Genomic DNA, 25,547 nt, shown 5'->3' with positions numbered 1-25,547 from the left:
TGCAAGGCTGACAGGGATTTAGAAAGGGGGTGCTTGTAACGGATGTGCGCAAATTTGAGCAGCAAAAAAGATCGCGTCCGCTGAGGCGGTACGCATGATCAGGGGAGTTTAGGGGGAAGGAGCTGTGACGAGTAGCTGGCGCCGATTCCGGCGACCCGCGGCGACCAACGTCAAGGCGGCAACAATAAAAGCGGCCGGCAGGTAGCGTGACCAGAGCACGTTTTCGGCGCTGGCAGATTCAAAGCTGTTCAGTTCCGTGACAGCTGCACTGACGTGCTCTTCGGGCACGTGCCAGCCGTCCTCGCCGGAAACGGCGATGGTGCGGGCACTGGCCAAGCCGCCACCGCTGAGCGTCAACGTGGCACTTTGGCTGTTGACAGCGTCGATGATGGAATCGTTGACAAGCCACACTGTGACCTGGCCTTTGTGCGTCCAGGCGGCAGTGAAGGGGCCTGGGTTGCTGGAGGGGCTGATCCCTACGGGCATCCTGCCACCATTGAGCTCGGTCAAGGCAGCTACCGTGAGACTCGCCGGCTCCTGCCGGTTTTCAGGGGTTGCTGTTGCCGAGTAGACGGAGGCTGTGCGGCCCGCGTGGGATTCGGTTCCGTGAGCGGACAGCGGATAACTGCTCTCCGCGCCGTTGGCACCAGTGACAATCAGGGTCTTGGCTGACGCCGTGGTACCGCTTCCAGAACTGGCCGCAAGGGCGGTGTTGCCGCCGGTGGTGACCCGCAGCGAAACTCCGGCGCCTGGTGTTGAGGTGATGGCCGGCGTCGAACTTTCCCCTAAGGGGGCGGCAGGAATGGCCAGCGGCGCGGCGATGATCAGGACTGCCGCCGCGATGCCGAGCGCTCCGGCGGAGACGAACTGCAGACGGGGAACCGCGGCCACCGCAGGGCGCCATGTGCGTGGCCACAGGATGAACGCGAGCATGGGGACCAGATACAGTGCCCAGCCGAGAACCTCGACAACCCGCGGATCGCCGGGGATCCCGAACACACCTGTGAGGATGGCCGCGCGCGCACTGCCGTTGGGAGCCAACCAGCCCAGGCTGATGGTGGTGTCCTGGCCGACGTTGACCCAGCCGGCTTCATGGGCGGTGCGCAGTGATTTCATGACAAGACCGGCGGCGACGAACACGAGGAACACGCCGGTGGCCTTGAAGAATTTGGCCAGGTTGAGCTTGATGGCGCCGCGGAAGAGCAGGAAGCCGATGGCGGTGGCGATGGCCAGGCCCAGGACAGCGCCAGTGCCGGCAGCCAGTGGGCTCAGGGAGGACTGGAACGCGGCCACCATGAAGACGGCCGTTTCCACGCCTTCGCGCAACACCGCCAGGAAGGCCATGCCGGCCAGGGCAACCACGGAGCCGCCCTTGAGGGCAGAATCAGCGTGAGCCTCGAGGGTGGACTTCATGGAGCGCGAATTCTTGCTCATCCACACGATCATGAACGTCACGATCACCACAGCCACGGCACCAATGACGGTTTCCATGGCTTCCTGCTGCTGTTGCGGCAAGGCGGCGGAAACCACTTCCAAGATGATGCCGACCACGGCGCTCAGCGCAACGGCCGCACCCACACCCAGCCACATGGGCTTGAGGGACACGCCATTGCGGCGCAAGAAGGCCGCGATCATGCCGACGATCAATGCGGCTTCGAGTCCCTCTCGCAGGCCGATCACAAGTGTTGCAAGCACCCAAATACTCCGGGATTCCAAAGACGTAAAAACTGGGGAGTGCCTCAGCTCTCAGGCAAGGCTACCCTTAGGAACCCAAAAACCAGTAATTAGGCCATTGAGACATTGCGTAATAAGCAGGTGGGTGATGTTGCGGGTTGCGGAGTCACCAAATGTGTTCGGGGGCGTCCAGGACCGTTTTGCCAGGCTCGGCCGAAGTCCATTGATCAAAAGCCGTGTCCAAAACATAGCGGTTTCCGTGCCGGACCAAGGTTCGGGTTTCTGCATTGCCCGGGTTGTTCAAGGACTCGAAGTACTCAACGGACCAGTGGAACCAGCGCATGCAAAACAAGCGCATGGTCAGCCCGTGCGTAACCAACAGGGTATTGGGGTCGGCATTGCTCCGAGACCAATGCCGGAACAAGGTCTCCATGAACGAGGAGACCCTGTCGTAGACATCCGAGCCCGACTCTCCTTCACGAAACCTGTAGAAAAAGTGCCCGTAGGCGTTGCGCAATTCCTTTTGGTCGGCAATTTCAGCAGGATTCTGGAAATTTGCCCAGTCCTGCTCGCGAAGCCGGGGCTCCTCCATGGTGCTCTCCACCAAGTCGCCAAGATTCATCGCCTCCAAGGTTTGGTACGCGCGAAGATACGGCGAAACATACACCCGCACCTTCTGCCCGTCCAGCTGTCGCCGAACACGTTCACCAGCGGCCTTGGCCTGGGCAACGCCAAGCTCGGTCAGCGGGATGCGGTAATCAGGAAGCCGGTTGTACAAGGTCTGGTCAACGTTGGCCTTTGACTGTCCATGCCGGACCATGATGATCTGTCGGGGAGCGCTCATAACCAAGAGCGTAGTCCCCACCCGCTCCCAAACCTCGTACCTCGGCCCGGGGCCCTCGCGGGTGTGGGCCCATCCACCCGCCAACGCCGCGGCACAGAGCCGCCCGCCGAGACACTTTTGTCGTAGTTTCTGCGAGCGTACACTGTGAGCATGCCAGCGCGACCCGGTGAATATCGCGAAGCCCTTGCCCGAGCGCAAGAGCATTCAAACCGCTGGATTGATTCCCTGACCAGCCGGCCAATCGGTCCCAGGCAGGGCGCCGATGAATTGCTCGCCAGCTTCTCGACGCCGCTTCAAGATAAGCCCATGGATGCGGCCACTGTAGTTGACGAATTGGCGGGGCTGGCCGAACCGGGATTGATGGCTGTACCTTCCGGCCGGTTCTTCGGCTGGGTCATGGGCGGGACGCTCCCGGCTGCAATGGCAGCTGACTGGTTGGTCAGCGCCTGGGACCAAAACGCGGCACTGCGCTATGCCACCCCAGCAATGGCTGCGGCGGAGGAGACGGCAGGGCGTTGGCTGCTAGAACTGCTTGAACTGCCATCCACAGCGGATGTCGGGTTCACCACGGGAGCCACCGGATCCAATTTCGTGGGGCTTGCCGCGGCACGGCAGGCCGTCCTGGACGGCGTGGGCTGGGATCTTGTGGCTGATGGTCTCAGTGGCTCACCCCGCATTAACGTATTCGTGGGAGCGGACCGTCACGCGTCCGTCGATATGGCGCTGAAGTACCTCGGGCTTGGCAAACCCATTGAAGTTGCAGCCGATGCCCAAGGCCGCCTGATCCCAGATGCGTTGGCGCAAGCCATGGATGCGACGTCAGGGCCGGCCATCCTCTGCTTGCAGGCCGGAAATCTCCACTCCGGAGACAGCGATCCATTCGCCGAGGCGGCAGACCTTGCCCACAGTCGCGGTGCGTGGGTGCACGTTGACGGTGCCTTCGGCCTCTGGGCTGCAGTGAGCCGCAAACACCGCCACCTGGTTGCGGGCCTCGCAAGCTGTGATTCGTGGGCCACCGACGCGCACAAGACCCTCAACGTTCCCTACGATTGCGGCGTGGCGATCGTGACCCGACCCGAGATCCTTCGAAACGTTTTTGGCGTCCACACCAGCTACCTCGTCAATGACGAACAGGGCCCCGGGGATCCGTTCGAAAAAGTCCCCGAGTTCTCCCGCAGAGCCCGCGGCGTGCCAGTTTGGGCGGCGCTTCGCTCTTTGGGAAAGACCGGCGTCGAGGACCTCGTTGACGGGCTGGTTGAGCAAGCCCAGGCTTTCGCTGCGGGATTCGGCGAAATGCCAGGAGTGGAAGTACTCAACGACGTGGTCTTCACGCAGGTGTGTGTCAGCTTCGGCTCCGATGAACGGACCCGGGGAATTACGGAGCGGATTATTGCCGACGGCACGGCGTGGATGTCTGGTTCACATTGGGCAGGCAGGGATATCCTGCGCATTTCGGTCAGCAATTGGTCCACGGACGGGAACGATGTTGCGGCGGCGCTCGCCGCAGTCGAGCGGGCCATCGCCGCCTACGATTCCCGCAACGCTGCCTAGCCACCAGCCTTGGGCGCTGTCCTATGGCTGAATGCCAGCTGCGGAGTGCATGATGGAGGGCATGAGTGAACGCCCGTCCCCACCAGCCATGCCCGACGCCGGACACCACGTCCCCGAACCACCCGCCCAAGGCGCGGGTGTCGACGTCGTACACCTTGGGTGGGGGTCTAAATCGCGGCGACGCCTCGTGATCGAGGTCCTGCTGGTGCTGGGCGTATCGCTCGGGCAATCGGCCGTGTATTCGGTGGTGTCGCTGCTGGACAAGCTGAGCCGGGCACCCATTGCCCAAGGCACCTCAACGCTGAACGCGGTGCGCAACAACCGCGAATTCTTTGACTTCACGTACCAGATTCTGGACATTTTGTTTGCCTTGGTCCCGGTCATGCTGGTGTTTTACCTGCTGGCGGAGCCCGGGAAGTCGGTGTTCCGAAGGATTGGTCTGGATTGGCGGCATCCGGTGCGTGACGGGCTGGGTGCATTGGGGCTGCTGGTTGTCATCGGCATCCCGTCGCTGGGCCTCTACGCGGCCGGTCGAGCCATGGGCATCACCACCGAGATCATTCCCAGTGCGCTCAATCAATACTGGTGGACAGTTCCGGTCCTGGTTCTTTCGGCCATACGCGCCGGCGTTCTCGAGGAGGTCATCCTGAATGGGTACCTGCTAAGCCGGCTGCAAAAGATCGGGCTGGGCCCCTGGGCTGCGATTGTGCTCAGCGCCCTGCTACGCGGCAGCTACCACGCGTACCAGGGATTTGGCCCATTCATCGGCAACTTCGCCATGGGACTGCTGTTCGGCTGGGTGTACAAGAAATACGGCAGGGTGGCGCCGCTGGTGGTGGCTCACGCGCTCATCGACATCGCGGCCTTCACCCTGGGCCCGGCGCTGGGTTTCGGCGGCTAAGCCAGCTGTTGACCCGTCAGATAATGCCGCTTTGAATGTTCAAAGCGGCATTATCTGACGGGTCAACAGGATGGAACGGGTCGAGGAGCGGAGACTAGATGGTCACCGGGCCGTTGGCTGTTTCAAAGGTGACGCTCATGATGCCAGGTGTGCCGCGCGGGGCGATCCACTCCACGGCAACGTCGTTCAGCGGCGCCTCGACGGGCTCGCCCAACCATTCGGTGACGCGCTCGGCGCTGCCGGCGATAGTCAGCGAGGACAGGCGCACCGTGGAGGGGCGTGCCTGCGAAGGGTGGAGTGCCGGATCGCCTTCCCACTTGAGCATGTACGGCACCTGCGGGTCGGCAATGAGACCCTTGATGCCGATCTGCTGCCAGATCAGTTCCTGGCCATCGGGGAACTTGCGGTTGCCGGGGACGGCGCTGCGGCCCAGACGCTCCTCGAACGGGGCGAGGTCGTCGACGGCCACGCACCAGCCCATCCAGCCGCCGCCAGCTGCGGAGCGCGCTTTTACGGCTTGGCCGAAAGGTGCCTTGTCAGAGGCCGGGTGGTTGAGGCACTCAACAATCTCCAAATAATGGTGATCTGTGAGGGGAATAATCATATTGCGGGTGCCGAAGCGCGGGTGTACTCCGCCACGCACTGCATCGACCCCGAGGGCGGTCGCGATTCGCTCCGTGGTGGCAGCCAATCCGTCTGATTCACTGGCGTAAGAAACATGATCCATTCGCATGACTTCATCTTGGCACTTTGTGATCAGGCTCTCGACTTAGTGTTGCCTAAGTCACGTAGGACGTGCCATGTCAACGGGCGAATGGTGGTGCCGCATGTGGGGCAGAATTGGGGTGTGACCGATACTCCAGCCGCACCCTTGTCCCTGCCCACCCCTGCCGCCCAAGAGTCTCGCATCAGCGCCGCCATTGCTGCCGAGCTGGGTGTGCGCCCGGCCCAGGTTCGCGCTGCAATCGCCCTGATGGACGACGGCGCCAGCGTCCCCTTCATTGCCCGGTACAGAAAAGAAGCCACGGGGACACTCGACGACGCCCAGCTTCGTGACCTCGAGGAGCGCCTGCGCTACTTGCGTGATCTGGAGGCCCGGCGGTTGGTGGTGCTGGAAACCATTCACGGCCTGGGAAAGTTGACCGCCGAGCTGCGCCGCGCAGTCGAGGCAGCCGCCACGAAGTCTGATCTTGAAGACCTGTACCTGCCCTACAAATCCACTCGCAAGACCAAGGCTGACGCCGCCCGGGAAGCCGGCCTGGAGCCGCTCCTGGATGCCCTGCTGTCAGATCCGTCGCGGTTCCCGGCCGTGGAAGCGGACTCCTTTGTGGATGCGACGCGTGGCGTAGCCACGGCCGATGACGCCCTGGCCGGCGCCCGTGCCATCCTCATTGAACGGGCCGGACAGGACGCAGCGCTCGTGGGCGATCTGCGTGAGCGGCTGTGGAAGAAGGGGCGCCTGCGCTCGTCGGTGAAAACCGGCAAGGCCGGTGAGGGCGAGAAGTTCAAGGACTACTTTGACTTTGCCCAGCCCCCGCACACCCTCCCCAGTCACCGTGTCCTGGCCCTGTTGCGCGGCGAAAAGGAAGGCGTGCTGACACTTGACCTGGCCGAGGCGGACACCCGCGATGCCGACGCCCAGGCTCAGGCCCGGGCCGGTTATGAAAACGCCGTGGCACACTCACTGGGCATCGCAGAATCGGGCCGTGCCGCGGACACCTGGCTCATGACGAGTGCCCGGCTGGCATGGCGCACCCGCATCCTGACGCGCCTGTCGGTTGACCTGCGCGTGCGGCTGTTCCAAAGCGCCGAAGAAGAGTCGGTGCGGGTATTCGCCGCGAACCTCCGCGACGTGCTGCTGGCGGCCCCCGCCGGAAACCGCGCCACCCTCGGTCTGGATCCGGGCCTGCGCACGGGAACCAAGGTGGCAGTGGTTGACGGAACCGGCAAGGTGGCCGCCACCGAGACCATTTACCCGCACGCCCCCGTCCGAAAGTGGAACGAATCCCTGGCCACCTTGGTCTCACTGTCGCAACGCTTTGACGTTGAGCTGATAGCCATTGGCAACGGCACTGCCAGCCGTGAGACGGACAAGCTCGCCGCGGAACTCGTTGCGGAGCTCAAGCGCCTCAACCCGGACAGCAAGGTCACCAAGCTCGTGGTCTCCGAGGCGGGCGCCTCCGTGTACTCGGCGTCGGCTTTGGCCAGTGCGGAATTGCCTGGCATGGACGTCTCGCTCCGCGGCGCCGTGTCCATTGCCCGCCGCCTGCAGGACCCGTTGGCCGAGCTGGTCAAGATCGATCCCAAGTCCATCGGGGTGGGTCAGTACCAGCACGATCTCACCCCGGCGAAGCTTGAGCGATCACTCGGCGCCGTCGTCGAGGACTGCGTGAACGCCGTGGGTGTGGACCTCAACACGGCCTCGCCCGCGCTCCTGGCGAGGGTGGCCGGCGTCGGCCCTCTTTTGAGTGAGAACATCGTGGCCCACCGCAACGAACACGGCCCCTTCAACAAGCGCCGCGAGCTGCTCAAGGTAGCCCGACTTGGCCCCAAGGCCTATGAACAATGTGCCGGATTCCTGCGGATCACCGGGGGAGCAGAGCCGTTGGATGCTTCCAGTGTGCACCCCGAGGCGTATGGCGTTGCCCGCAAGATTCTCGCCGCCGTTGGCGCAAAACCCGCCGAGATCGCCGCCGGTGTTGGTTCCGTGGCGTCAGTGAACCCGGCAGAATTTGTCGAGGGCGACTTCGGCCTGCCTACCGTGGCGGACATTGTGGCCGAGCTGCAGAAGCCTGGCCGCGACCCACGCCCCCGTTTCGAGACGGCCACGTTCACCGACGGCATCGAGAAGATCACCGATCTGCGCCCCGGCATGATTCTGGAAGGCACCGTCTCCAATGTTGCCGCGTTTGGCGCCTTTGTGGACATTGGCGTGCACCAGGACGGGCTGGTTCACGTCTCCGCCATGAGCAATTCCTTCGTCTCGGACCCCCGGACAGTGGTCAAGTCCGGCCAGGTGGTGCGCGTGAAGGTGCTCGAGGTGGAGCCCGAACGCAAGCGGATCTCGCTCACGCTCCGCCTGGATGACGAGGTTGGCGCTCCTGCCGCGGCGCCCAAGGCCACGCCCGACGCCGGACCTCGCGGTCCCGCGCGCCCCTCGCCACGTGCGGGGGCAGAGTCGGGCGACAGGCGAGCTTCCGCAAAGGGCGGAATCCGGCAGGCACGTCCAGCGGCAACTGCGCCGGCGGCGAATACGGCTATGGCCGAGGCGCTGCGCCGTGCCGGTTTGGGGAAGTAGGGCGGTACCCGCAGCTAAAATGCCACTGTTTGTTCATAAATTTTCCCATGGACACCTTTGGGCTGACTTTTCAAGCGAATGTTCGCCAATAGTCATAAATTCGTCACAATCTTGCGGCCATGCAGCGTTATCTCCCACACTGGATGTAGGTCATGAGTGTCAGCAAATAGCCCCGGCTTGCTGACCGGCAACCCTCCTTCCGCGGCGGGGTGCCCCGGGTGAAGACCTGGCACCGAACCGACCGGTTTCGGTGCAAGCGCGGGCCATCGACGGCAAGCACCTCTGGGTATCCACCACCAGAGGGTTTTGCTGCAGGCCTCCAGTGTGAAGGATTCCACCATGAGTAACGGTTGGTCATTTGAAACCCGTCAGATCCACGCAGGTCAGCAGCCGGACGCCACGACCGGCGCCCGTGCCTTGCCGATCTACCAGACAAGTTCATTCGTGTTCCCGTCAGCAGAGAGCGCAGCCGCACGGTTTGCCCTTGCTGAATTGGAGCCTATCTACACCCGAATCGGCAACCCCACACAGGATGCGGTAGAGCAGCGCATCGCAAGCCTTGAAGGCGGCGTGGGTGCCCTGCTGCTGGCTTCAGGCCAGGCGGCAACCACCTTTGCCCTGCTCAACGTGGCTGAGGTGGGCGACCACATTGTGTCCAGCCCCAGCGTTTACGGGGGCACCTACAACTTGCTGGCGCACTCGCTGAAGAAGCTGGGCATCGAGGTTACCTTCGTTGAAGACCCGGACAACCTGGATGACTGGCGGGCAGCAATTCGGCCCAACACCAAGGCATTCTTTGGTGAAGTAGTCTCCAACCCGCGCCAGGACGTGCTTGACATTGAAGGTGTCAGCTCCGTGGCTCACGAGGCCGGCATCCCGCTCCTGGTGGACAACACCCTGGCTACTCCGTACTTGATCCGTCCGCTCGAGTGGGGCGCAGACATTGTCATTCATTCGGCCACCAAGTACCTGGGCGGCCACGGTAACGCCATCGCTGGAGTGATTGTTGACGGCGGCAAGTTCGATTTCGGTGCGAATCCGGAGAAGTTCCCCGGATTCAACACTCCTGATGAGAGCTACAACGGCTTGGTTTACGCTCGTGATCTAGGCGTCGGCAGCGCATTGGGCGCAAACCTGGCGTTCATCCTGAAGGCTCGTGTGCAGCTGCTGCGCGATCTCGGCGCGGCTGTCTCACCGTTCAACTCGTTCCTCATCGCCCAAGGCATCGAAACCTTGAGCCTGCGCGTTGAGCGTCACGTCAGCAACGCCGTTGAGGTTGCCACATGGCTTGAGGAAAACGAGAACGTGGAAGCTGTGGCTTACGCCGGCATCCCGTCCAGCCCATGGTTCGAGCGCGGCCGCAAGTACGGACCCAAGGGCACCGGCGCCGTCGTTGCTTTCGACATCAAGGGTGGTGCCGAAGCCGGCAAGCGCTTTGTTGACGGGTTGGAGCTCCACTCGCATGTTGCCAACATCGGCGATGTCCGTTCCTTGGTGATCCACCCGGCCTCCACGACTCACGCACAGCTGTCGCCGGAGCAGCAGCTTGCCGCGGGTGTGCGCCCCGGACTGGTTCGCCTGTCAGTGGGCCTGGAAAACATTGCCGACATCATTGCTGACCTTGAAGCGGGCTTCCGCGCCGCAAAATCAGCAAGCAACTAAGTGACTCAAATGATCCACCCCGCATCGGAGCGAAACGCGCTTTCCCCCGACATCCAACAGGGCACCCCCGAGCCCGGCAGCAACAGCCAATTCTCTGTTGCCGTCGGGCCGGGCGGTGGCGTGCTGCGTTCCATCCAGATTGGGGCGTTGCCCTTGGAAGCTGGGGGCGAATTGCCTTCGGTCACCATGGCGTTTGAGAGCTGGGGGACGCTTAACGCGGCCGGTGACAACGCCGTCCTCATCCAGCACGCACTCACGGGAAGCACCCACGTCAGCCGTGGGGAATCCGAGGAGGACGGCTGGTGGGAGGGACTCGTTGGCCCGGGCGAGGTGATCGACACCAACAAGTATTTCGTGGTGAGCGCCAATATTGTGGGCGGTTGCTACGGATCCACTGGCCCGTCCAGCATTGCCGATGATGGGCGCCCCTACGGCTCCCGCTTCCCGTTTGTCACGATCCGGGATTCGGTTCACGCCGAAGCACGGTTGGCTGACAAATTGGGAGTCACCGCTTGGTACGCCGTAGTTGGCGGTTCCATGGGCGGGGCTCGGGCGCTGGAATGGGCGGCTACGTATCCGGATAGGGTACAGCGTTGCGCGGTGGTTGCATCCTGCGCGGCCAGTACGGCAGAGCAAATCGCCTTTGCCCAGGCCCAGGTTTTGGCTATCCGGCAGGACCCCAACTTTGCTGGCGGGGACTATTACGACGGCGCACCACCCACCTCTGGCTTGGGGCTGGCTCGTCGCATTGCCCACATCACCTACAGGTCCGAGGCAGAGCTGGACCACCGTTTTGGCCGCACCGCCCAAGAGGACGCCGGGACCATTCTTCACGAACGCATGGCACCGCCCGACGGTGGCAAAAGTCTGGGCAGGTACCAAGTGGAAAGCTACCTCGATCACCAGGCTCACAAGCTGGTGGGCCGCTTTGATGCCAACAGCTACATTGCCATTTCCGAGGCACTCATGAGCCACGACGTCAGTCGCGGACGCGGCACCCTCGAGGAATCTCTGGCCGTAACGGCAGGAATCAAGTTCGTGGTGGCTGCCGTCAACAGCGATCGCTTGTATTTCCCGGGGCAGTCGGCGGCTCTGGCCGCAGCGCTTCCGGGACGGGTGAATCCTCAGATCATCGATTCACCCATTGGTCATGATGGGTTCCTCACCGAGGTGGCCGCCGTTGGCGAAATGCTGCGGGAGTCCTTCTTCAGCGACTAGGCAGAGGAACTGGTGGCAGGCAGGCGCTGGTGGGCTGGACCCCCCCCTCGCGGGCAGTAAGATTTACGCGGTCGCTGGGCGACCTTGGAAATCCATCCCCGCTCCGGTTGCCCAGCCCGCCTGCTGACTGCGTTGCTCGTGCCCTAGAAGGCCTTGAAGATGGCCTCGCGGTGGACGGCGTACTGTTCGGCCGTGACTTGGCCATTTCGCCGGGCGGTGTCCAGCGCATCAAGTTGGCGCTTGAGCTCGGCCTCGGCCCGCATCCGCTCGTTGGCGAAGCCGGTTGTCTGGTGACCGTGGGACGAATCGTAGTTGTTGATCGGAACACCATTCAGCAATGTCCCCACATAGGGGACGTTTCCTGGCTGGTGAGCCACGCCCGCGCGGCCCGACGGTCTTGCCTGTGCCTGGTTGAAGGGCGTGTTCGGGTTCTCCCGATTGGCACGCCTCTTGCGGGCTGAAGCCTTGACGAAAGAACTGACCAGCACCACCGCAATGATGACAAACACAAAGTATGGCTGGATGCTAAAGGACGTAGAGGAAGACGCGGCGAGGCTGTCCGTCGCAAGTGACTCGATCATGACCGGCACAACACACCTCTTCCAGAGTGGCCACCCATCTGGGGGCTCATCCCCATCCTAGCCGTGAAAATCAGCAAAGAATCGGTAATCCCAGTTGGTGTTAAGCCTCGGGTCCAAACACCGGTCCGGGGGTGGGGCGTTTCGCCTTGATGCCATCGCCGGACGACTGGTGGCGGAGCCGGCGAAGTACCCAGGGGAACAGGAATTCCTTGGCCCAGACCAGATCCTCGGTCCGTGCTTGCTGCCACCTGCGCGGGGGCAGCGCGATGGGAACTTTGGGAAGCAGTGTGTGGTCCACGTTGAGGGCCTCCAACGCCATGATGGCAATCGTGTGATGCCCCAGGGGAGAGAAATGCAATCTGTCCGCGTCCCACATTTGAGTGTCAGAGAGCTGGCGCAGTGACCACATGTCGCCGATGACAGCATCGTGGCGGGCAGCGATGGTGCGCAGGTTCTCGTTATAGATGGCAACCCGTCCACGGACCATTCCCAGCACCGGTGTGTCTCGAATATCGGGGCCGTTGAGCAGAAGCACGTTGGCGCCCGCTGCCGTCATCCGGCCCACCGCTTGATCGAGCTGCTCGGCCAAGGCGTCAGGATCCGAGCCTGGCCGGATGAGGTCGTTTCCCCCAGCGGAGATGCTGATCAGATCCGGTTTTAGATCCAGGGCCGGCTGAAGCTGCTCGCCAAGGATTTGCCCCAACAGGCGCCCACGGATGGCCAAGTTGGCGTATTTGAAATCCCCGGTGTCGCGTCCGAGTTGTTCGGCAACCCGATCGGCCCAGCCGCGGTACCCTCCGGGACTGCTGGGTTCACGGTCGCCGATTCCCTCGGTAAATGAGTCGCCCATGGCAACGTAACGGGTCCAAGGATGCTGTATCAAAGAATCGTTCACCTACCCATACTTGCCGGTAACTTCCATTTTCGCCACTCCGTTTTCGCCCCGCGCCGCATTCGCGTGGAAAGATATGGGAATGAGTGAAAATCCCACAGTCCTTTGGTCTCGTCCAGAAAATGAACGCCCCGGAACACCCCTGCTCGTGGTTTTTCACGGCTATGGCGCCGATGAGGCAGATTTGTTCTCGCTGGCCACCCAGCTTCCTGACAATTTCACGGTGGCATCCGTCAGGGCGCCGCTGCAGGCCGGCCCGGGTTATGCCTGGTTCCCGTTGCGCAACGATCTGAGCTACTCCGTGGCGGCCGTGACAGAAGCTGCGGCCGCCGTCGAGCTTTGGCTGGATGGGGTACGTGCCGAGCATAGCTCCGTGAGCTTGTTGGGGTTCTCCCAAGGCATGTGCATGGCCACCTCGTTGCTGCGTCACCGTCCGGCCGATTACGCAGCCGTGGTTGGACTGTCCGGCTTTGTGGTCGACGCCGACGGTGACCCGTTCTTTGACGACGCCGCCGTTGCCGCGCTGAAGCCCGAGGTTTTCTGGGGCCGTGACCAGGCAGATCCGGTGGTTCCAGAGTTCGCCATCGAGCTGACGAATACGTGGATGCACGCGAACGTCAAGCTCACCAAGGTCCTGTACACGGGCATTCTCCATGGCATCAACGCCCAGGAAATTGGGCACGTCGGTGAGTTCCTGCAGTACAAGGTCCTCAACGCCAGCCTGGACGCCAAATAGGGCGTCAAAGCCAGCCTTTAAAGTTCGACGGCGAGGCGCCCGCGTTGGGTGCCTCGCCGTCGTGCTTGGGGGACGTTAGCCGCCCGTGGTGATGCGCACGGTTTCGCCGTTAACCGTGACGGTGTCGCCCGGGTGGAGCTGGCGGCCGCGGCGGTCGTCGATCTCGCCGTTGACCTTTACGAGGCCATTTTTGATGAGCTCGGTTGCTTCAACGCCGTCATCGACCAGGCTGGCAAGCTTGAGCAGCTGGCCTAGGCGGATCATGTCGTCGCGGATGGGGATTTCAATGATCTCGTGTGAACTCATGGGTTAATTGTGCCGCATCGAGGTGGACTTGGTGGACGTGCCGCGTAACCGAGTCTTCGTTGGTCCACAGGTGACGGGTCTTTCGGGGTTTTTGGCCACGACAGCGCTAGCGTGGAGATAACGTTCGGCTGTTGACCTGCATATTCCCCAAGGAGACCCCCTATGCCTTCGATTCCCAGCATTTTTGTGAGTGGTTACACGGAAGAGGGCTACGGCGCAGGTCCCGGGCTGGTTCGCTTCGAACTATTGGCACACGGGTTGGTGGGGGAGCGACGCGCTGAGAGCCCAACCTTGGTGAATCCGTCATTCGTCATTGCCGGTGGCGGCTGCCTGCTGGCGGCAGAAGAAGGGCCACACGGAAACGTTGTGGCTCTGGATCCTCTGACCTTGAACGTTGCTGGCCGGGTGCCCACAGGTGGCGCCGATTCCTGCCACGTGGCCTTGATCGAAGACCAGGTGTGGGCCGCCAACTATTCTTCCGGAAATGCGTCGCTGGTGCCGTTGGCTGGACTACTGGGGTCAGAGCCGGTGTCGCCGCGACTTTTGGCACATCCGGGGAGCGGTCCTGTATCTGACCGGCAGGGTGAATCCCACGCTCATCAGGTAACGGCAACGCCATGGGGCACGGCCCTTGTTTCCGATCTGGGGGCGGACCGGGTTGACGAGTATGCGCTGGCGGGCGGTCGTTTCGAGTTGCTGGGATCGGCGCAGTTGCCACCGGGTGCCGGCCCACGGCACGTGGCGCTCAAGGGAGATTTCCTCCTCGTGGCGGGTGAACTGGATGGGTGCGTTCACGTTCTGCAGCGAACGCCACGCGACGGCGGAAGCGACTACTTTTGGCGTTGGCTGTCCAAGACTCCGCTGGCCGATAGTGCCCAGGCGGTGGAAAGCGCAGAGTCGTTCTCACCTTCACACATTGAGCTCTCCCATGACGGCAACCAGCTGTACGCTGCCGTCCGTGGACCAAACACGATCGTGGTTCTGGACGTCCGCGGGCTGCAGTCGCACCAGTCTCCCCGTTTCCTGGGCGCGGTGTCCAGCGGCGGCAATTGGCCCCGCCACTTCGCACTGGATACCTTGAACGGCAAGATCTACGTGGCCAACCAGCTGTCCAACAACGTGGCCGTTTTTGAACTGGACGAACTCGGTATCCCGGGCGCAAAGCCCATTCAGTCCGTAGACTTTGGCAGCCCAAACTGCATCTTGATTGCCTAGATCCAGGACTCCATCCGCCAGGCGGCACAACCTCCAAGGGGCCCTGCTGAAATTGCCCGGCTAGTCTGATGTGCTCCGAGGAACCTTGCCCTGGACGTCATCGTGAATGCGTTCCATCTTTGTGTCGAGCCGGCTGGCCACGACAGCTGCTTCCTGAAGTTCCGCGAGTATGGATGCCGGTATGGCGTGGTCATACTTGTAATAAATCTTGTGTTCGAGACTTGCCCAGAAGTCCATCGCCACGGTGCGGATCTGTAGTTCAACATGCATGTTTTGAATTGATTCCGACAGGAAGATCGGCACCTGGACGATGAGGTGAAGGCTCTTGTAACCGTTTGGTTTGGGGTTGGCGATGTAGTCCTTGACCGCGACCACTGTGATGTCTTGCTGCGAGCCGATCATCTTGGCAAGCCAGTAGGCATCGGACTGGAAGCTGCACACAATCCGAACACCGGCCACATCGAGCACGTTCTTGCTCAGCGACTCAAAGGTCAATGGTATTTCTCGACGCCGGGCCTTCTCAAGAAGGCTTTCGGGAGACTTGAGGCGAGAGCTGACGTGTTCTATTGGACTGTAGTCGTGCAGATGCTCGAACTCTGTTTTGAGGATGTTGATCTTTGTCATGATCTCCTCTATCGCGAACTGATAGTTGAGCATGAAGCGCGCCAAGCCGTCACGCAGCGCTTTGCCTTCGGTCATTCGTTGAATGATCTCGGGATTATCGCTGTCGAACCATTCGTTAAGTTCGATCATTCGAGAGTCTCCTGATGGTGCATGGGTAGTGTCATTGCCGCTTCCCTCGTGCCATCGATGGCGAGGAGTCTGCCAATAATAAGCATATGTAACTGGGGACTTGCCTGAAGTGGCACCACCTCCGTGGCTAACGGCGCGCCGACGTGTCAACGAGCACACCCAGCCCGGAATAATTCACCCAAACACGAACCCACCGGTAGTCTTGTCCACGGACGGACCGCACCCAGCGGCCTCGTAAATAATAGGAGTAAACAGTGGCGCCTCAGTCCAAGCTTGATCTGGTCATTTCTCTCGCGAAACGTCGCGGCTTTGTTTTTCAGGCCGGTGAAATTTACGGCGGTTCGCGGTCGGCCTGGGATTATGGACCCCTCGGCGTAGAGCTGAAGGAAAACATCAAGCGCGAATGGTGGCAGTCATTTGTTCGCGGACGCGAGGACATGGTGGGCCTTGATTCCTCTATCATCCTGCCCAAGGCAGTCTGGGAAGCCTCCGGCCACGTCGCCACGTTCACCGACCCGCTGGTCGAGTGCACCCAGTGTCACAAGCGCCACCGCCAGGACCACCTCATCGAGGCGTTCGTGGCGAAGAAGAAGCGCCAGCCCGAAGATGGCATGAGCGAGATCGTCTGCCCCGACTGTGGCACCAAGGGCCAGTTCACGGAACCGCAGTTGTTCTCCGGCCTGATGAAGACCTTCCTGGGCCCGGTCGACAGTGAGGCCGGCATGGCCTACATGCGCCCCGAAACTGCTCAGGGCATCTTTGTGAACTTCAACAACGTGCTCACCACCTCCCGTAAGAAGCCCCCGTTCGGCATCGGCCAGATCGGCAAGGCCTTCCGCAACGAGATCACACCCGGAAACTTCATCTTCCGCACCCGTGAGTTCGAGCAGATGGAAATCGAGTTCTTTGTGCCCGGCGAAGACGCCGAGAAGTGGTTCAAGGAATGGGTTGAACTGTGCTGGGACTGGTTCATCGATTTGGGCATCAACCCGGAGAACATGCGCCGCTTTGACGTCCCCGAGGACGAGCGCGCCCACTACTCCGCCGGCACCATCGACTTTGAGTACAACTTCGGCTTCCAGGGTTCCAAGTGGGGCGAGCTCATGGGCGTCGCCAACCGCACCGACTACGATCTCGGTTCACACACCAAGGGCTCCGGCACCGACCTGAGCTACTTCAACCAGGCCACGGGCGAGCGCTTCACCCCCTACGTCATTGAGCCGTCCTTCGGCCTGACCCGTTCCATGATGGCGTTCCTTGTGGACGCATTCGTCGAGGACGAGGCACCCAACGCAAAGGGCGGCGTGGACAAGCGCACGGTTCTGAAGCTGGACCCGCGTCTTGCCCCCGTCAAGGCTGCCGTGTTGCCGCTGAGCCGCAACGAGGACCTGTCCCCGAAGGCCAAGGAGCTCGCCAACACGCTGCGCAAGCACTGGAACATCGAGTTCGACGACGCCGGCGCCATTGGCCGCCGCTACCGCCGCCAGGATGAGATCGGCACCCCGTTCTGCATCACGGTTGACTTCGACACCCTCGAAGACAACGCCGTGACCATCCGCGAACGCGACACCATGAGCCAGGAGCGCGTGCCCCTGGACCAGGTCCAGGCTTACCTGGCAACTCGCCTCCTGGGTGCCTAGGCATGGCTGAACTTACATACCGGCCATGGCAGGACGGCGACGACCTGATCCTTCTGGAAATCTGGGGCGACGCCGAGTCGGCACCGGGCGGTCACTTCCGCGCAGCTCTGACGCCGGCACAGGACGCCAATCCTTGGCGGCGCACCATTGTGGCCGAGGACCAGGGCATCCCGGTCGCGGCCGGCGTGGTGTACTCCACCAAGCTGCACCCGAACCGGCTCTGGGTTTTCGTTGAGGTTGCCAAGGATCATCGGCGCGCAGGCGTTGGCGCCACCTTGCTGACCATGCTTCGCCGCGAAGCTGACGGAGCCCTTGCCTCGGGACTTGTAAGCACGACGGCGCTGCGCACCAAGGTTGCCCCCGGCACCTCGGGCGCGGCATTCGCCGAAGCCATGGGGTTGGCTGTGCTGCAGCGCAACCGCGTGATTGAGGTTGGCCCCGGCGCTCTCAAGCTGCCCGTTTTCGGGGAAGGCACCGAGGAAGAAGCCACGGCACGGGTCCAGGATCTGGCCACCGGCTCGGTTGAACTAACCGATGTTGTGGGCCGCTACTACGAGTCCGTCAACCAGTGGGATCCCACAGGAACGCTGAGCGCCGGCGTTGTGCAACGCATGTTCCTGGACGATCTCACAGGCGCCCACGGTGCCCTTGTCCTGCGGGCCGAGCCGGAAAGCGCCTTTGGCGCAACCGTGGCTCCCAGCAAGAAGGGCAAGATCCAGGCGTTCGCCCTGAGCTACTCGCAGGGCAGCATCGACACCAACGAGGACATCCCCGCCAGCGCCTCCGAGGTGTTCCTTGGCGTGGAACCAACGCTGGAAAACGATGTCGCCGTTCAGGCCGTCTACGACCTCCTCGCCCTCATCACCCACCAGTACCCCGTGCTGTTGGAACTCGACGACTCCATGGAAGCCCTCGCGGCCGTGGTCAACCCCATGATTTCCGTGGGTGCGGCCAAGGTCCGCGGCGCCGAAACCCTCGTCGTCGGGGAGTAGCATCACCGGTCGCCGCCGGACTCATCTCCGGCGATTATCCGACGGGTGCAGGCGGGCTGGACTCCCTCGCGGGCAGTAAGATTTCCTCGGTCGCTGGGCGACCTTGAAAATCCATCCCCGCTCCGGGAGCCCAGCCCGCCCGTCGGTGGTGCTGCCCTCTGGTGATCGCGCTTATTGGAAACCCGGGCTCCGTCGCCTTTCAACGTACAGGTGGCGGAGCCGGCATTTTTTGTAGGCGACATAAAGGAGACGCCAAAGGCCGCCCGCGGCCGACGCGTCGGATAGTCCCCAAGCGCTCCCACTACTCGCAAGCTCGCAGCGGGGCCCTCGCGCTTGTGGGCCCAGCCGGAAAAATGGTGGGCCGCCACCCTTGCCGCCAACGAACATAACCGAAGGACTGGATTCAGCCCATGGGACATTCACATTCGCACGGTGAAGACACGCCGTTGACTCGGCCGGAGCTGCGGCGTCGCAAGGCTTTGCGGCGTCGGGCTGTGGTGTTGCTGAGCTGGATTCTTGTGCCACTGGCAGTCTTGACAGTGGTGGCCATGGCGGTCATGTGGCCCTCTGCCGATTCAGGCAAGGCTGCTGCGGCGAACCCGTATTCCGCGGCTCCGGGCGCCAGCATCGTGACGGGGAGTGTGCAGCGCACCGCCTCCGAGGATTGTTCGCTCAATGCAGGCGGCGTGGCCGGAACCAGTTGTTTTATTGCCTACACCGCGGTTGAGGGCGGTGCCGATGTTCCGGTGGTGGTCAGCCCCGACATTGAGGCCTCCCGCCCCGTCCGGGCCGGCGATACCATCAGCTACCTCGACCTGTCCAAGCTTGCGGGCGTCACCGGCGCCGACAACACTGGCGCCAAATACGTATTCATGGATTTCGTTCGCACGTTCCCCATGGGCGTCCTGGCGTTGTTGTACGCCGTGGTTGTTGTGGCCGTGGCCAGATGGCGCGGCTTGCGCGCCATGGTGGGCCTTGGCGGCGCCTTTGCGGTCCTGGCATGGTTCATCCTGCCCGCACTGGCTCAGGGACAGCCTCCGCTCATGATCGCCCTGGTTGGATCCTCGGCGATCATGTTCGGCGTGCTGTATTTTGCCCACGGCTTTTCCGTGCGCACCTCGACGGCGCTACTGGGGACCTTGTTTGGCTTGGGCGTGACGGCAGGTCTGGCGGCGTGGTCGGTGGATGCCGCCGCGCTCACCGGAACCACGGGCCACAACGCGTATCAGCTGGCCAATATGACCAACGGGATGTCACTGTCCGGGATGATCCTGTGCGGGCTCGTGATCTCCGGACTTGGCGTGCTCAACGACGTCACCATCACGCAGTCCTCGGCAGTGTGGGAATTGCATGAGCTGGCCCCGCATACCAGTGCCCGGGAATTGTTCAGTTCTGCCATGCGGATCGGCCGCGACCACATTGCCTCCACCGTCTACACGATTGCTTTTGCCTACGCCGGCAGTGCCCTGCCCGTGCTCCTGATGGTCTCGCTCTTCCAGCAGCCGCTCTTGACGGCCTTGACGGGAGCGGAGCTGGCCGAGGAGATTGTGCACATTCTGGTGGGGTCGATCGGCCTGGTACTGGCCATTCCCGTCACCACGGCGGTGGCTGTTGCTGTGGTGAAAGCTACCGGGAAGTCGCCGTCAGCCCAGCCCGTGCATAGTGAAGCGCCGGACAGCAAGGTTCTGGACCCGGCGTAGGCGCAAGGCCGGCCTGAGCAGCGCGTGCAAAACGCTTAGGCACGGCGCCGGGACCGCCCGTCCCAGCACCATGTTGAGCCACGCTTGGCGGGACGCTCTGTGGCTGGCACGCAATCGTGCGCGCTGAAAATCACGGAGCTGGTCACCCGTGCCCTCGCCCCGCAGGGCCGCCACGATGATGGGGGCCAAGGCGGCGGCATCCAACCACCCCAGATTCATGCCCTGTCCGCCAATGGGGCTGATCTCATGCGCGGCATCGCCCACCAAGGCCACCCGGCCCTGAACCATCCGCGTTGCCATGGTTGAACGGACTCGGAAAGAGCTCAACATGCTGTTGGCCCCAGCATCCACGCCTTCGCCCGTGCGTTCGGTGATGAGTGCGGCCAAGTCCTCGGCTGTGGCTTCGGCCAGGAGTGAGTCTGTGTGGACAACCCATCGGCGCAGACCGCCCGGCACGGGGAACGATTCCACGATGCCGCCCGGTTCCAGGTGCAAGACCGCAGCGGCCCTGTCGCTTCCGGTGTCGGGGTAATCACCCATGAGATAACTGTCGGGGTAGTCGCGGCCGGTTGTGGGAATGTTCACGAGGTCCCGAATAGTTGATTTCGCTCCATCTGCCCCAATGACCAACCGGGCCTGAAAGGAGGCCGGCAGTTCCACTGCACCAGGCACCTCACCGCGCTGTTGACCGGAAAGCGTTACGCAGCCTCCGGCGTCGTGCAGGGAATCCACGCGCACCCCGCGCAGCAGTGCGGCAGGGTCAAGGGCGTGAACCCTTGCGGCCAGGATTGCTTCCGTGCGGGCCTGCTTCAGGCTCAGTACAAACGGCCACGGTGGCGCCTCATCGAACCGCAACCGTGCCACTTCCCGTCCGCCGCTCCGGGCAATGCCGAGCGGGATACGGACGCCCTCGGCCACCATGGTGCCGGCGACTCCTGCTCGTTCCAGAGCCTGGAGGGCCGGTGGGTGGATGCCGATGGCGCGTGAATGCTGGCTCGGCACGGGCCGTTGTTCGAGAATGCGCACCGACTGTCCCTCCTGCAGCAGCAGTGCACCCAAATACAATCCGACAGGCCCGGCGCCAACAATGATGACGTCAAACATGCAAATTTGCCGGGGTGAAAAGGACCAGGTTTCGGTACGGGATGGCGGACTCCACACGCCAGCCGGCCGGCAAGACGGCGCGTAATTCCGCGGCCGTGTAGCTGCGCCGGATGGAGGTGAGGCCGTCGCGCCGGATAAACGATCCCGGAAAGAAGGGCAGCGTTGCCACGGAAAACAAGCCATAGGCCACAGGGCTGCGGGCAATGTCGCTGTGAATGACCAATTGACGTGCCAGCAGCTCGGAATCGGTGAGCAGGCCCTGGAATTCCTCCGGCGTGAGGTGGTGCAGCACGTGGTTGGAAATAACGACGTCGAACACGGCGCCGTCTGCAACCAGACTCTTGCTGTGGGTCCTGCGAAATATCACCGACGGTGGGCTTGCGGAGGCGCGGGCGAAGTCGATGGCCCTGGTGTCCGGATCGATGGCCGTGATGGAAAGTCGCAGATGGTCCCGTGCAGCCCAGCGGGCCAGGGCTGCGGCAATGTCTCCGCCGCCGCAGCCGACATCGAGCAAGGTGGTTTCTGTGGTGCTGGAAAGGAGAGGTTTGATTCGGTGTTGGTACACGCCGTGCCAGCGTGAGACAACGCTGTTGATGAGCGGGAACTGCGCATAGGTGCGGGCAAGTTTGGCCCGATCGCAGCCGGGCTTGTCCATTTCCTCCACTGCATCCACGTCCCTGGTGGTGAGGAAGAGGTTGCCTGTTGCTGCCGTGGGGGTCTCAGGCATGACCGGCGAGAACCGCGTCTTGGTGGGGGACAAGAGCGGGGCTGACCTTCGTGAAAAGTCCTGTCTCCACGGTTAGTCCCGGGCCGAATGCCATGGAACAAATGTTTGCCCGGGCTTCCTCGGCAGGCTGTTCGAGAATGTGCTTGAGGACAAACAAAACAGTTGCGCTGCTCATATTTCCATACCGGCGCAGCGTTTCCCGTGCCGGAACAAGCTGTTCATCGCTGAGATCCAGTTTTGCCTGCACTTTATCGAGAATGCTGCGGCCTCCCGGGTGGATGGCCCAATGGCGGATGCTGCCGTAGGGGAATGCGCGCAACTCGGGGGTTTTGGCCAGCAATGGCTCCAGGGCACCCACAATGTGTTCGTCAATGATCTTGGGAACGTAAGTATCGAGCACCATCTCAAAGCCGTGGTCGCCGATATTCCAGGCCATGGAGTCTTCGCCCACGGGTGTCAGGACCGTTTCAAAGTGGTCAAGTTCAATGACCGGGCCCGAAAGTGGCAGCTCACGCGCCGTGATTACCGCGGCCGCCGCGCCGTCGGCGAAGAGCGAGGACCCCATGATGGTGTCGGGGTCATTGGAGGTGCGCACGTGCAAGGAACATAGCTCGACGGACACCACCAGGACCACGGCCTCTGGATCGGCTTCGCAGAAGGCCTTGGCCGCACGCAGGGCCGGGAATGCGGCGTAGCAGCCCATGAAACCCAGGTGGTAGCGCTGCACCGAGGGGTGCAAGCCCAGGGCTCGCACCACCTTGTAGTCGGGTCCGGGATTGAAAAAGCCAGTACAGGAGACCGTAACGACATGCGTAATATCGGCCGCGCTGATCCCCGTCGCGGCGGCCAGGGCCTTTGTTGCCGCCTCGATGAAAAGTGGCGAAGCCTCCGCTGCAAAGAGATCGTTGCGTTCCTTGGTGGTGGGATTGAGCAGCAGCCCGGACGCGTCGTCGTAAAACATGGGGTTGTCCCCGCGGAAGTCCGTGCTCAGCTCACGAACGGCGGTGTGCCGGGTGTCGATCGCGGCCGAATCAAAGCAGGTACGCACCAACCTTTGCCCCAGCCGGGTCAGCCCCGGTTGAGCCGCAAACACGTCTCTGGCCTCTTCCTGGATCAAGATGGTGGGCGGAACCGCAGTTTCAAGGGACCTCAAGGTGACCGTCATAGTCCATTCTTAGTGGCGAAACCGGAAGAACACAATGCCTCGCCCCGCGGGTTACGGCCATGATTCGTGCGCACTTGGCGCCGTGGCCTAGGATGGGAGGCATACCCGGTGATCTGCAATGGATCCCTTAAGCGGTAGTCAAAGAGCCCAGATGGGCCTGGTGTAGATGGAGGTGGGACGCACGCATGGAAGACGGACATAGTCGATCTACCGCACCGCGCGAGCCTCGCCTGCGCCAAAGGAAGACAACCTCCTCATAGTTCCCCAAGCTGTAGCGGCACACGGATGATTGCCGTGTTGTAAACGCTGCGCTGTGGCGAGAACTCCCGAATTTCTTGTTCGGGCCATGTAGTTGCACTTCCTTCCAGGCCCGGTTCCGCGCGGTGGCGGTCGCAAGAGCTTGACGCCAACACCCATTTTTTGCACACAGCCATGGCCCTGCCATGGCGGATTTCGCCGTGGCCTGCACAGCCGCGGCGAAAGTGGCGTGTGCACCCACCGGAGGGAACCGGATCATGATCAAATACCCCATCCAGACCTTTGACGACAGCGCAGAACTCCTCGGCAAGGCACTTGCCGCCCAGGACCTCGTTGCCGTTTCGCAAGCCCTGGCACCCCTGGATATCTCGGAAACGTTGGAACAGCTGGAACGGCTGAACACCATTGAGCGGGCACTGTCCTACCGCACCTTGCCAAAGGGACGTGCCGTCGAGGTTTTCGAGCGCCTCGATGCGGCCCTGCAGGCCGATCTTGTCTCCGGTCTCCAAGAATCGGAGGTGGCAGATGTTTTTGCGCAGCTGAGTCCGGATGACCGTGTGGCGCTCATGGATGAACTGCCCGCCTCGCTCGCCAACCGGTTGATCTTGGGCCTCAACGAGAAGGAACGGGCCCTGACCAGCACGGTCCTTGGCTACCCACAGCGTGCCGTGGGGCGTTATATGAGCCCTGAATTTGTTACGACGCATCCACATCTCAGCGTTGGAGAAACGTTCGCCCGCGTACGGGCCCAGCTCGACGACGCCGAGAGCATCTACACGATTCCCGTCACCGACACTGGCCGCCACCTGGTGGGGGTGATCTCCCTCCGCGATGTCCTGCGTGCCGATGATTCAGCTCTGATCTCCGAGCTCATGAAGAAGCCGTTGAGCATTGCGGCCACGGAAAGTGCGGAGGAAGCCGCCCGCTACTGTGCCGACGCGAAGGTGCTGGTGCTGCCCATCGTTGACGCCGAGGATCGCCTTGTGGGAATTCTGACGGTTGACGACGCCCTGGCGATTCTGGAGGATGCCGAGACCGAGGATGCTGCCCGCTCCGGCGGTACCGAGCCGCTGCGACGCCCATACCTTGCCACCCCGGTCGGCAGCATTGTGCGGGCCAGGGTTGTGTGGTTGCTGGTGTTGGCGCTCGGGGCAACGCTCACGGTGCAGGTCATCGGCGCCTTTGAAGCAACGCTGGAACAGCAGGTGGTGCTCTCACTATTCATCCCTTTGCTGATTGGCACGGGCGGCAACACGGGCAATCAGGCAGCCACCACCATCACCCGCGCCTTGGCCCTGGGGGATGTGCGCCCGAACGATGTTTTCAAGGTGTTTGCCCGCGAGGTGCGGGTTGGTGCCTTCCTTGGGTTGCTGCTGGGAACACTTGGATTCACGATTGCTTCCCTCGCATTCACGGTGCCGATTGGCCTCGTCATTGGCCTGACCCTGCTGGGCGTGTGCACCATGGCCGCCAGCATTGGCGGGCTCATGCCGCTGCTCGGCAAGGCCGTCAAGGCAGATCCGGCGGTCTTTTCCAACCCGTTCATTTCCACCTTTGTGGATGCGACCGGCCTGATCATTTACTTCCTGATTGCCACCGCCATCCTTGGCCTTTAACTCCAAAAGTACGACGGAGGGGAGTTACCTTCACCTCGAAGGCAACTCCCCTCCCCACCCGCTCCCACTGCTCGCAAGCTCGCAGCGGGGCCCTCGCTGGCGTGGGCCCAACCACCCGGCCCAGTTACGCGGCGAGTTTTCCGGAGAATGTGTACAGGATCGCCGCCGAGACCTCGGCAACATCGGTCTCCGGACTGAAGAGCAACCATTCAAGCCCGCCCATGAGGGTTGCCCCGAAAATGCCGCCAGCCATCAGGAGTCTGTTGGGCTCTGACGTATCTGCCGGGACGAGCGGTGCCAAGGCGGTGCCGATTTCACTAATGGCTTCCCGGCGCAGGGTCTGCACCGCATCCTGCCACGCCCTGTCGGTGCGGAAAATCTCCGATGCCATCAGCTTGGCCAAGGCCCGATTCTCGGCAATCAAGGTCAGCATGTCCGTGACCATGGCCTCGATGGCGGCGAAACCTGCCGCCGACTGCCGGGCTTGCGAGAGCGTTTCGGCCAGCGTGCTCACCCCGGTGGTCAACAGCTCCTCAAACAGCTTGTCCTTGGAGGAAAAGTTGTAGTAAACGCTGCCCTTGGCCACGCCGGCCCGCTCCGCCACTTGTTCCATGGTGGTCCCGGATATACCGTTCAGGGCACCGAGCTCCAGTGCGGCGGCCAGGATTGCCTTCTTCGTGGGGGAGATGCGGGGCACTGGATTTCCTTAGGTTT

22 protein-coding genes and 1 riboswitch are annotated in these 25,547 nt (G+C 62.4%); of the genes, 11 read left to right on the top strand and 11 right to left on the bottom strand.

What is annotated here, in order from left to right; translation table 11 throughout:
• Window positions 1-108 precede the first annotated feature (108 nt).
• Together efeU and BLV41_RS09245 are read right to left on the bottom strand one after the other, a co-directional pair.
• A complete protein-coding gene (efeU, locus tag BLV41_RS09250) occupies window positions 109-1,695 on the bottom strand; it encodes an iron uptake transporter permease EfeU (RefSeq protein ID WP_074711435.1) in 1,587 nt (528 codons plus the stop codon).
• A gap of 145 nt (window positions 1,696-1,840) precedes the next feature.
• Window positions 1,841-2,518 carry a histidine phosphatase family protein gene (locus BLV41_RS09245; RefSeq protein ID WP_074711434.1) on the bottom strand — a complete coding sequence of 226 codons (678 nt, stop codon included), beginning with the start codon at window positions 2,516-2,518 and terminating at the stop codon, window positions 1,841-1,843.
• A 150-nt stretch (window positions 2,519-2,668) separates the two neighbouring features.
• Here BLV41_RS09245 and BLV41_RS09240 point away from each other — a divergent pair, with 150 nt between their 5' ends.
• Together BLV41_RS09240 and BLV41_RS09235 are read left to right on the top strand one after the other, a co-directional pair.
• Window positions 2,669-4,069, top strand: coding sequence for a pyridoxal phosphate-dependent decarboxylase family protein (locus tag BLV41_RS09240; RefSeq protein ID WP_074711433.1), 1,401 nt, complete (start codon window positions 2,669-2,671; stop codon window positions 4,067-4,069).
• Between the two features lie 61 nt (window positions 4,070-4,130).
• Window positions 4,131-4,970: a CPBP family intramembrane glutamic endopeptidase gene (locus tag BLV41_RS09235; protein ID WP_244516816.1), complete on the top strand. Its 840-nt coding sequence runs from the start codon at window positions 4,131-4,133 to the stop codon at window positions 4,968-4,970.
• Window positions 4,971-5,064: 94 nt separating this feature from the next.
• On the opposite strand, the gene BLV41_RS09230 is transcribed toward BLV41_RS09235, so the two are convergent.
• Window positions 5,065-5,703 (bottom strand): VOC family protein, encoded by a 639-nt coding sequence (locus BLV41_RS09230; RefSeq protein ID WP_044577931.1) that lies wholly within the window; start codon window positions 5,701-5,703, stop codon window positions 5,065-5,067.
• 81 nt (window positions 5,704-5,784) lie between these two features.
• On the opposite strand from BLV41_RS09230, the gene BLV41_RS09225 reads away from it, so the two are divergent.
• From BLV41_RS09225 to metX, 3 genes are all read left to right on the top strand, one after another.
• Window positions 5,785-8,268: a Tex family protein gene (locus tag BLV41_RS09225; protein ID WP_083360687.1), complete on the top strand. Its 2,484-nt coding sequence runs from the start codon at window positions 5,785-5,787 to the stop codon at window positions 8,266-8,268.
• Between the two features lie 148 nt (window positions 8,269-8,416).
• Window positions 8,417-8,533, top strand: a riboswitch (SAM riboswitch).
• Window positions 8,534-8,592: 59 nt separating this feature from the next.
• Entirely contained in the window at window positions 8,593-9,930 is a 1,338-nt protein-coding gene (locus tag BLV41_RS09220) for a bifunctional o-acetylhomoserine/o-acetylserine sulfhydrylase (protein WP_280138600.1), read from the top strand.
• A 9-nt stretch (window positions 9,931-9,939) separates the two neighbouring features.
• A complete protein-coding gene (metX, locus tag BLV41_RS09215; protein ID WP_083360686.1) occupies window positions 9,940-11,148 on the top strand; it encodes a homoserine O-acetyltransferase MetX in 1,209 nt (402 codons plus the stop codon).
• 143 nt (window positions 11,149-11,291) lie between these two features.
• On the opposite strand, the gene BLV41_RS09210 is transcribed toward metX, so the two are convergent.
• Together BLV41_RS09210 and BLV41_RS09205 are read right to left on the bottom strand one after the other, a co-directional pair.
• Window positions 11,292-11,729, bottom strand: coding sequence for a hypothetical protein (locus BLV41_RS09210; RefSeq protein WP_139244265.1), 438 nt, complete (start codon window positions 11,727-11,729; stop codon window positions 11,292-11,294).
• Window positions 11,730-11,829: 100 nt separating this feature from the next.
• Window positions 11,830-12,579 carry an SGNH/GDSL hydrolase family protein gene (locus tag BLV41_RS09205; protein ID WP_083360935.1) on the bottom strand — a complete coding sequence of 250 codons (750 nt, stop codon included), beginning with the start codon at window positions 12,577-12,579 and terminating at the stop codon, window positions 11,830-11,832.
• Window positions 12,580-12,703: 124 nt separating this feature from the next.
• Between BLV41_RS09205 and BLV41_RS09200 the strand changes: the two genes are divergently transcribed.
• Complete coding sequence (locus BLV41_RS09200; RefSeq protein ID WP_074713218.1) at window positions 12,704-13,357, top strand: alpha/beta hydrolase; 654 nt, start codon at window positions 12,704-12,706, stop codon at window positions 13,355-13,357.
• Window positions 13,358-13,432: 75 nt separating this feature from the next.
• Here BLV41_RS09200 and BLV41_RS09195 read toward each other — a convergent pair whose 3' ends face one another.
• Window positions 13,433-13,663: an RNA-binding S4 domain-containing protein gene (locus tag BLV41_RS09195; protein ID WP_074711428.1), complete on the bottom strand. Its 231-nt coding sequence runs from the start codon at window positions 13,661-13,663 to the stop codon at window positions 13,433-13,435.
• Window positions 13,664-13,825: 162 nt separating this feature from the next.
• Between BLV41_RS09195 and BLV41_RS09190 the strand changes: the two genes are divergently transcribed.
• Entirely contained in the window at window positions 13,826-14,878 is a 1,053-nt protein-coding gene (locus BLV41_RS09190) for a lactonase family protein (protein ID WP_074711427.1), read from the top strand.
• Window positions 14,879-14,938: 60 nt separating this feature from the next.
• Here the strand turns inward: BLV41_RS09190 and BLV41_RS09185 are convergent, their stop codons facing one another.
• Window positions 14,939-15,631 (bottom strand): GTP pyrophosphokinase, encoded by a 693-nt coding sequence (locus BLV41_RS09185; protein WP_244516812.1) that lies wholly within the window; start codon window positions 15,629-15,631, stop codon window positions 14,939-14,941.
• 254 nt (window positions 15,632-15,885) lie between these two features.
• On the opposite strand from BLV41_RS09185, the gene BLV41_RS09180 reads away from it, so the two are divergent.
• The 3 genes from BLV41_RS09180 to BLV41_RS09170 all read left to right on the top strand — a co-directional run bounded on the left by BLV41_RS09180 (window position 15,886) and on the right by BLV41_RS09170 (window position 19,963).
• A complete protein-coding gene (locus BLV41_RS09180) occupies window positions 15,886-17,271 on the top strand; it encodes a glycine--tRNA ligase (RefSeq protein WP_044577945.1) in 1,386 nt (461 codons plus the stop codon).
• Window positions 17,272-17,273: 2 nt separating this feature from the next.
• Window positions 17,274-18,263: a GNAT family N-acetyltransferase gene (locus BLV41_RS09175; RefSeq protein WP_074711426.1), complete on the top strand. Its 990-nt coding sequence runs from the start codon at window positions 17,274-17,276 to the stop codon at window positions 18,261-18,263.
• 410 nt (window positions 18,264-18,673) lie between these two features.
• Complete coding sequence (locus tag BLV41_RS09170; protein ID WP_074711425.1) at window positions 18,674-19,963, top strand: YibE/F family protein; 1,290 nt, start codon at window positions 18,674-18,676, stop codon at window positions 19,961-19,963.
• Here BLV41_RS09170 and BLV41_RS09165 read toward each other — a convergent pair.
• From BLV41_RS09165 to BLV41_RS09155, 3 genes are read right to left on the bottom strand one after another with little or no spacing between them, the layout of a single operon-like run.
• Window positions 19,907-21,067: an FAD-dependent oxidoreductase gene (locus BLV41_RS09165; RefSeq protein ID WP_074711424.1), complete on the bottom strand. Its 1,161-nt coding sequence runs from the start codon at window positions 21,065-21,067 to the stop codon at window positions 19,907-19,909. The two genes, BLV41_RS09170 and BLV41_RS09165, sit on opposite strands and share 57 nt — an antisense overlap.
• Window positions 21,060-21,794: a class I SAM-dependent methyltransferase gene (locus BLV41_RS09160; RefSeq protein WP_074713217.1), complete on the bottom strand. Its 735-nt coding sequence runs from the start codon at window positions 21,792-21,794 to the stop codon at window positions 21,060-21,062. The genes BLV41_RS09165 and BLV41_RS09160 overlap by 8 nt, the downstream gene beginning before the upstream one ends.
• Window positions 21,787-22,959, bottom strand: a complete 1,173-nt coding sequence (locus BLV41_RS09155; protein ID WP_074711423.1) for a type III polyketide synthase — start codon at window positions 22,957-22,959, stop codon at window positions 21,787-21,789. The genes BLV41_RS09160 and BLV41_RS09155 overlap by 8 nt, the downstream gene beginning before the upstream one ends.
• Before the next feature lie 515 nt (window positions 22,960-23,474).
• Between BLV41_RS09155 and mgtE the strand changes: the two genes are divergently transcribed.
• Window positions 23,475-24,833 (top strand): magnesium transporter, encoded by a 1,359-nt coding sequence (gene mgtE / locus BLV41_RS09150; RefSeq protein WP_074713216.1) that lies wholly within the window; start codon window positions 23,475-23,477, stop codon window positions 24,831-24,833.
• A 124-nt stretch (window positions 24,834-24,957) separates the two neighbouring features.
• On the opposite strand, the gene BLV41_RS09145 is transcribed toward mgtE, so the two are convergent.
• Window positions 24,958-25,530 carry a TetR/AcrR family transcriptional regulator gene (locus BLV41_RS09145; protein WP_074711422.1) on the bottom strand — a complete coding sequence of 191 codons (573 nt, stop codon included), beginning with the start codon at window positions 25,528-25,530 and terminating at the stop codon, window positions 24,958-24,960.
• Window positions 25,531-25,547: the final 17 nt, after the last annotated feature.

It is taken from the genome of Arthrobacter alpinus (assembly GCF_900105965.1).
GTDB lineage: Bacteria > Actinomycetota > Actinomycetes > Actinomycetales > Micrococcaceae > Specibacter > Specibacter alpinus.
This window is presented reverse-complemented; position numbering and strand designations above follow the sequence as displayed.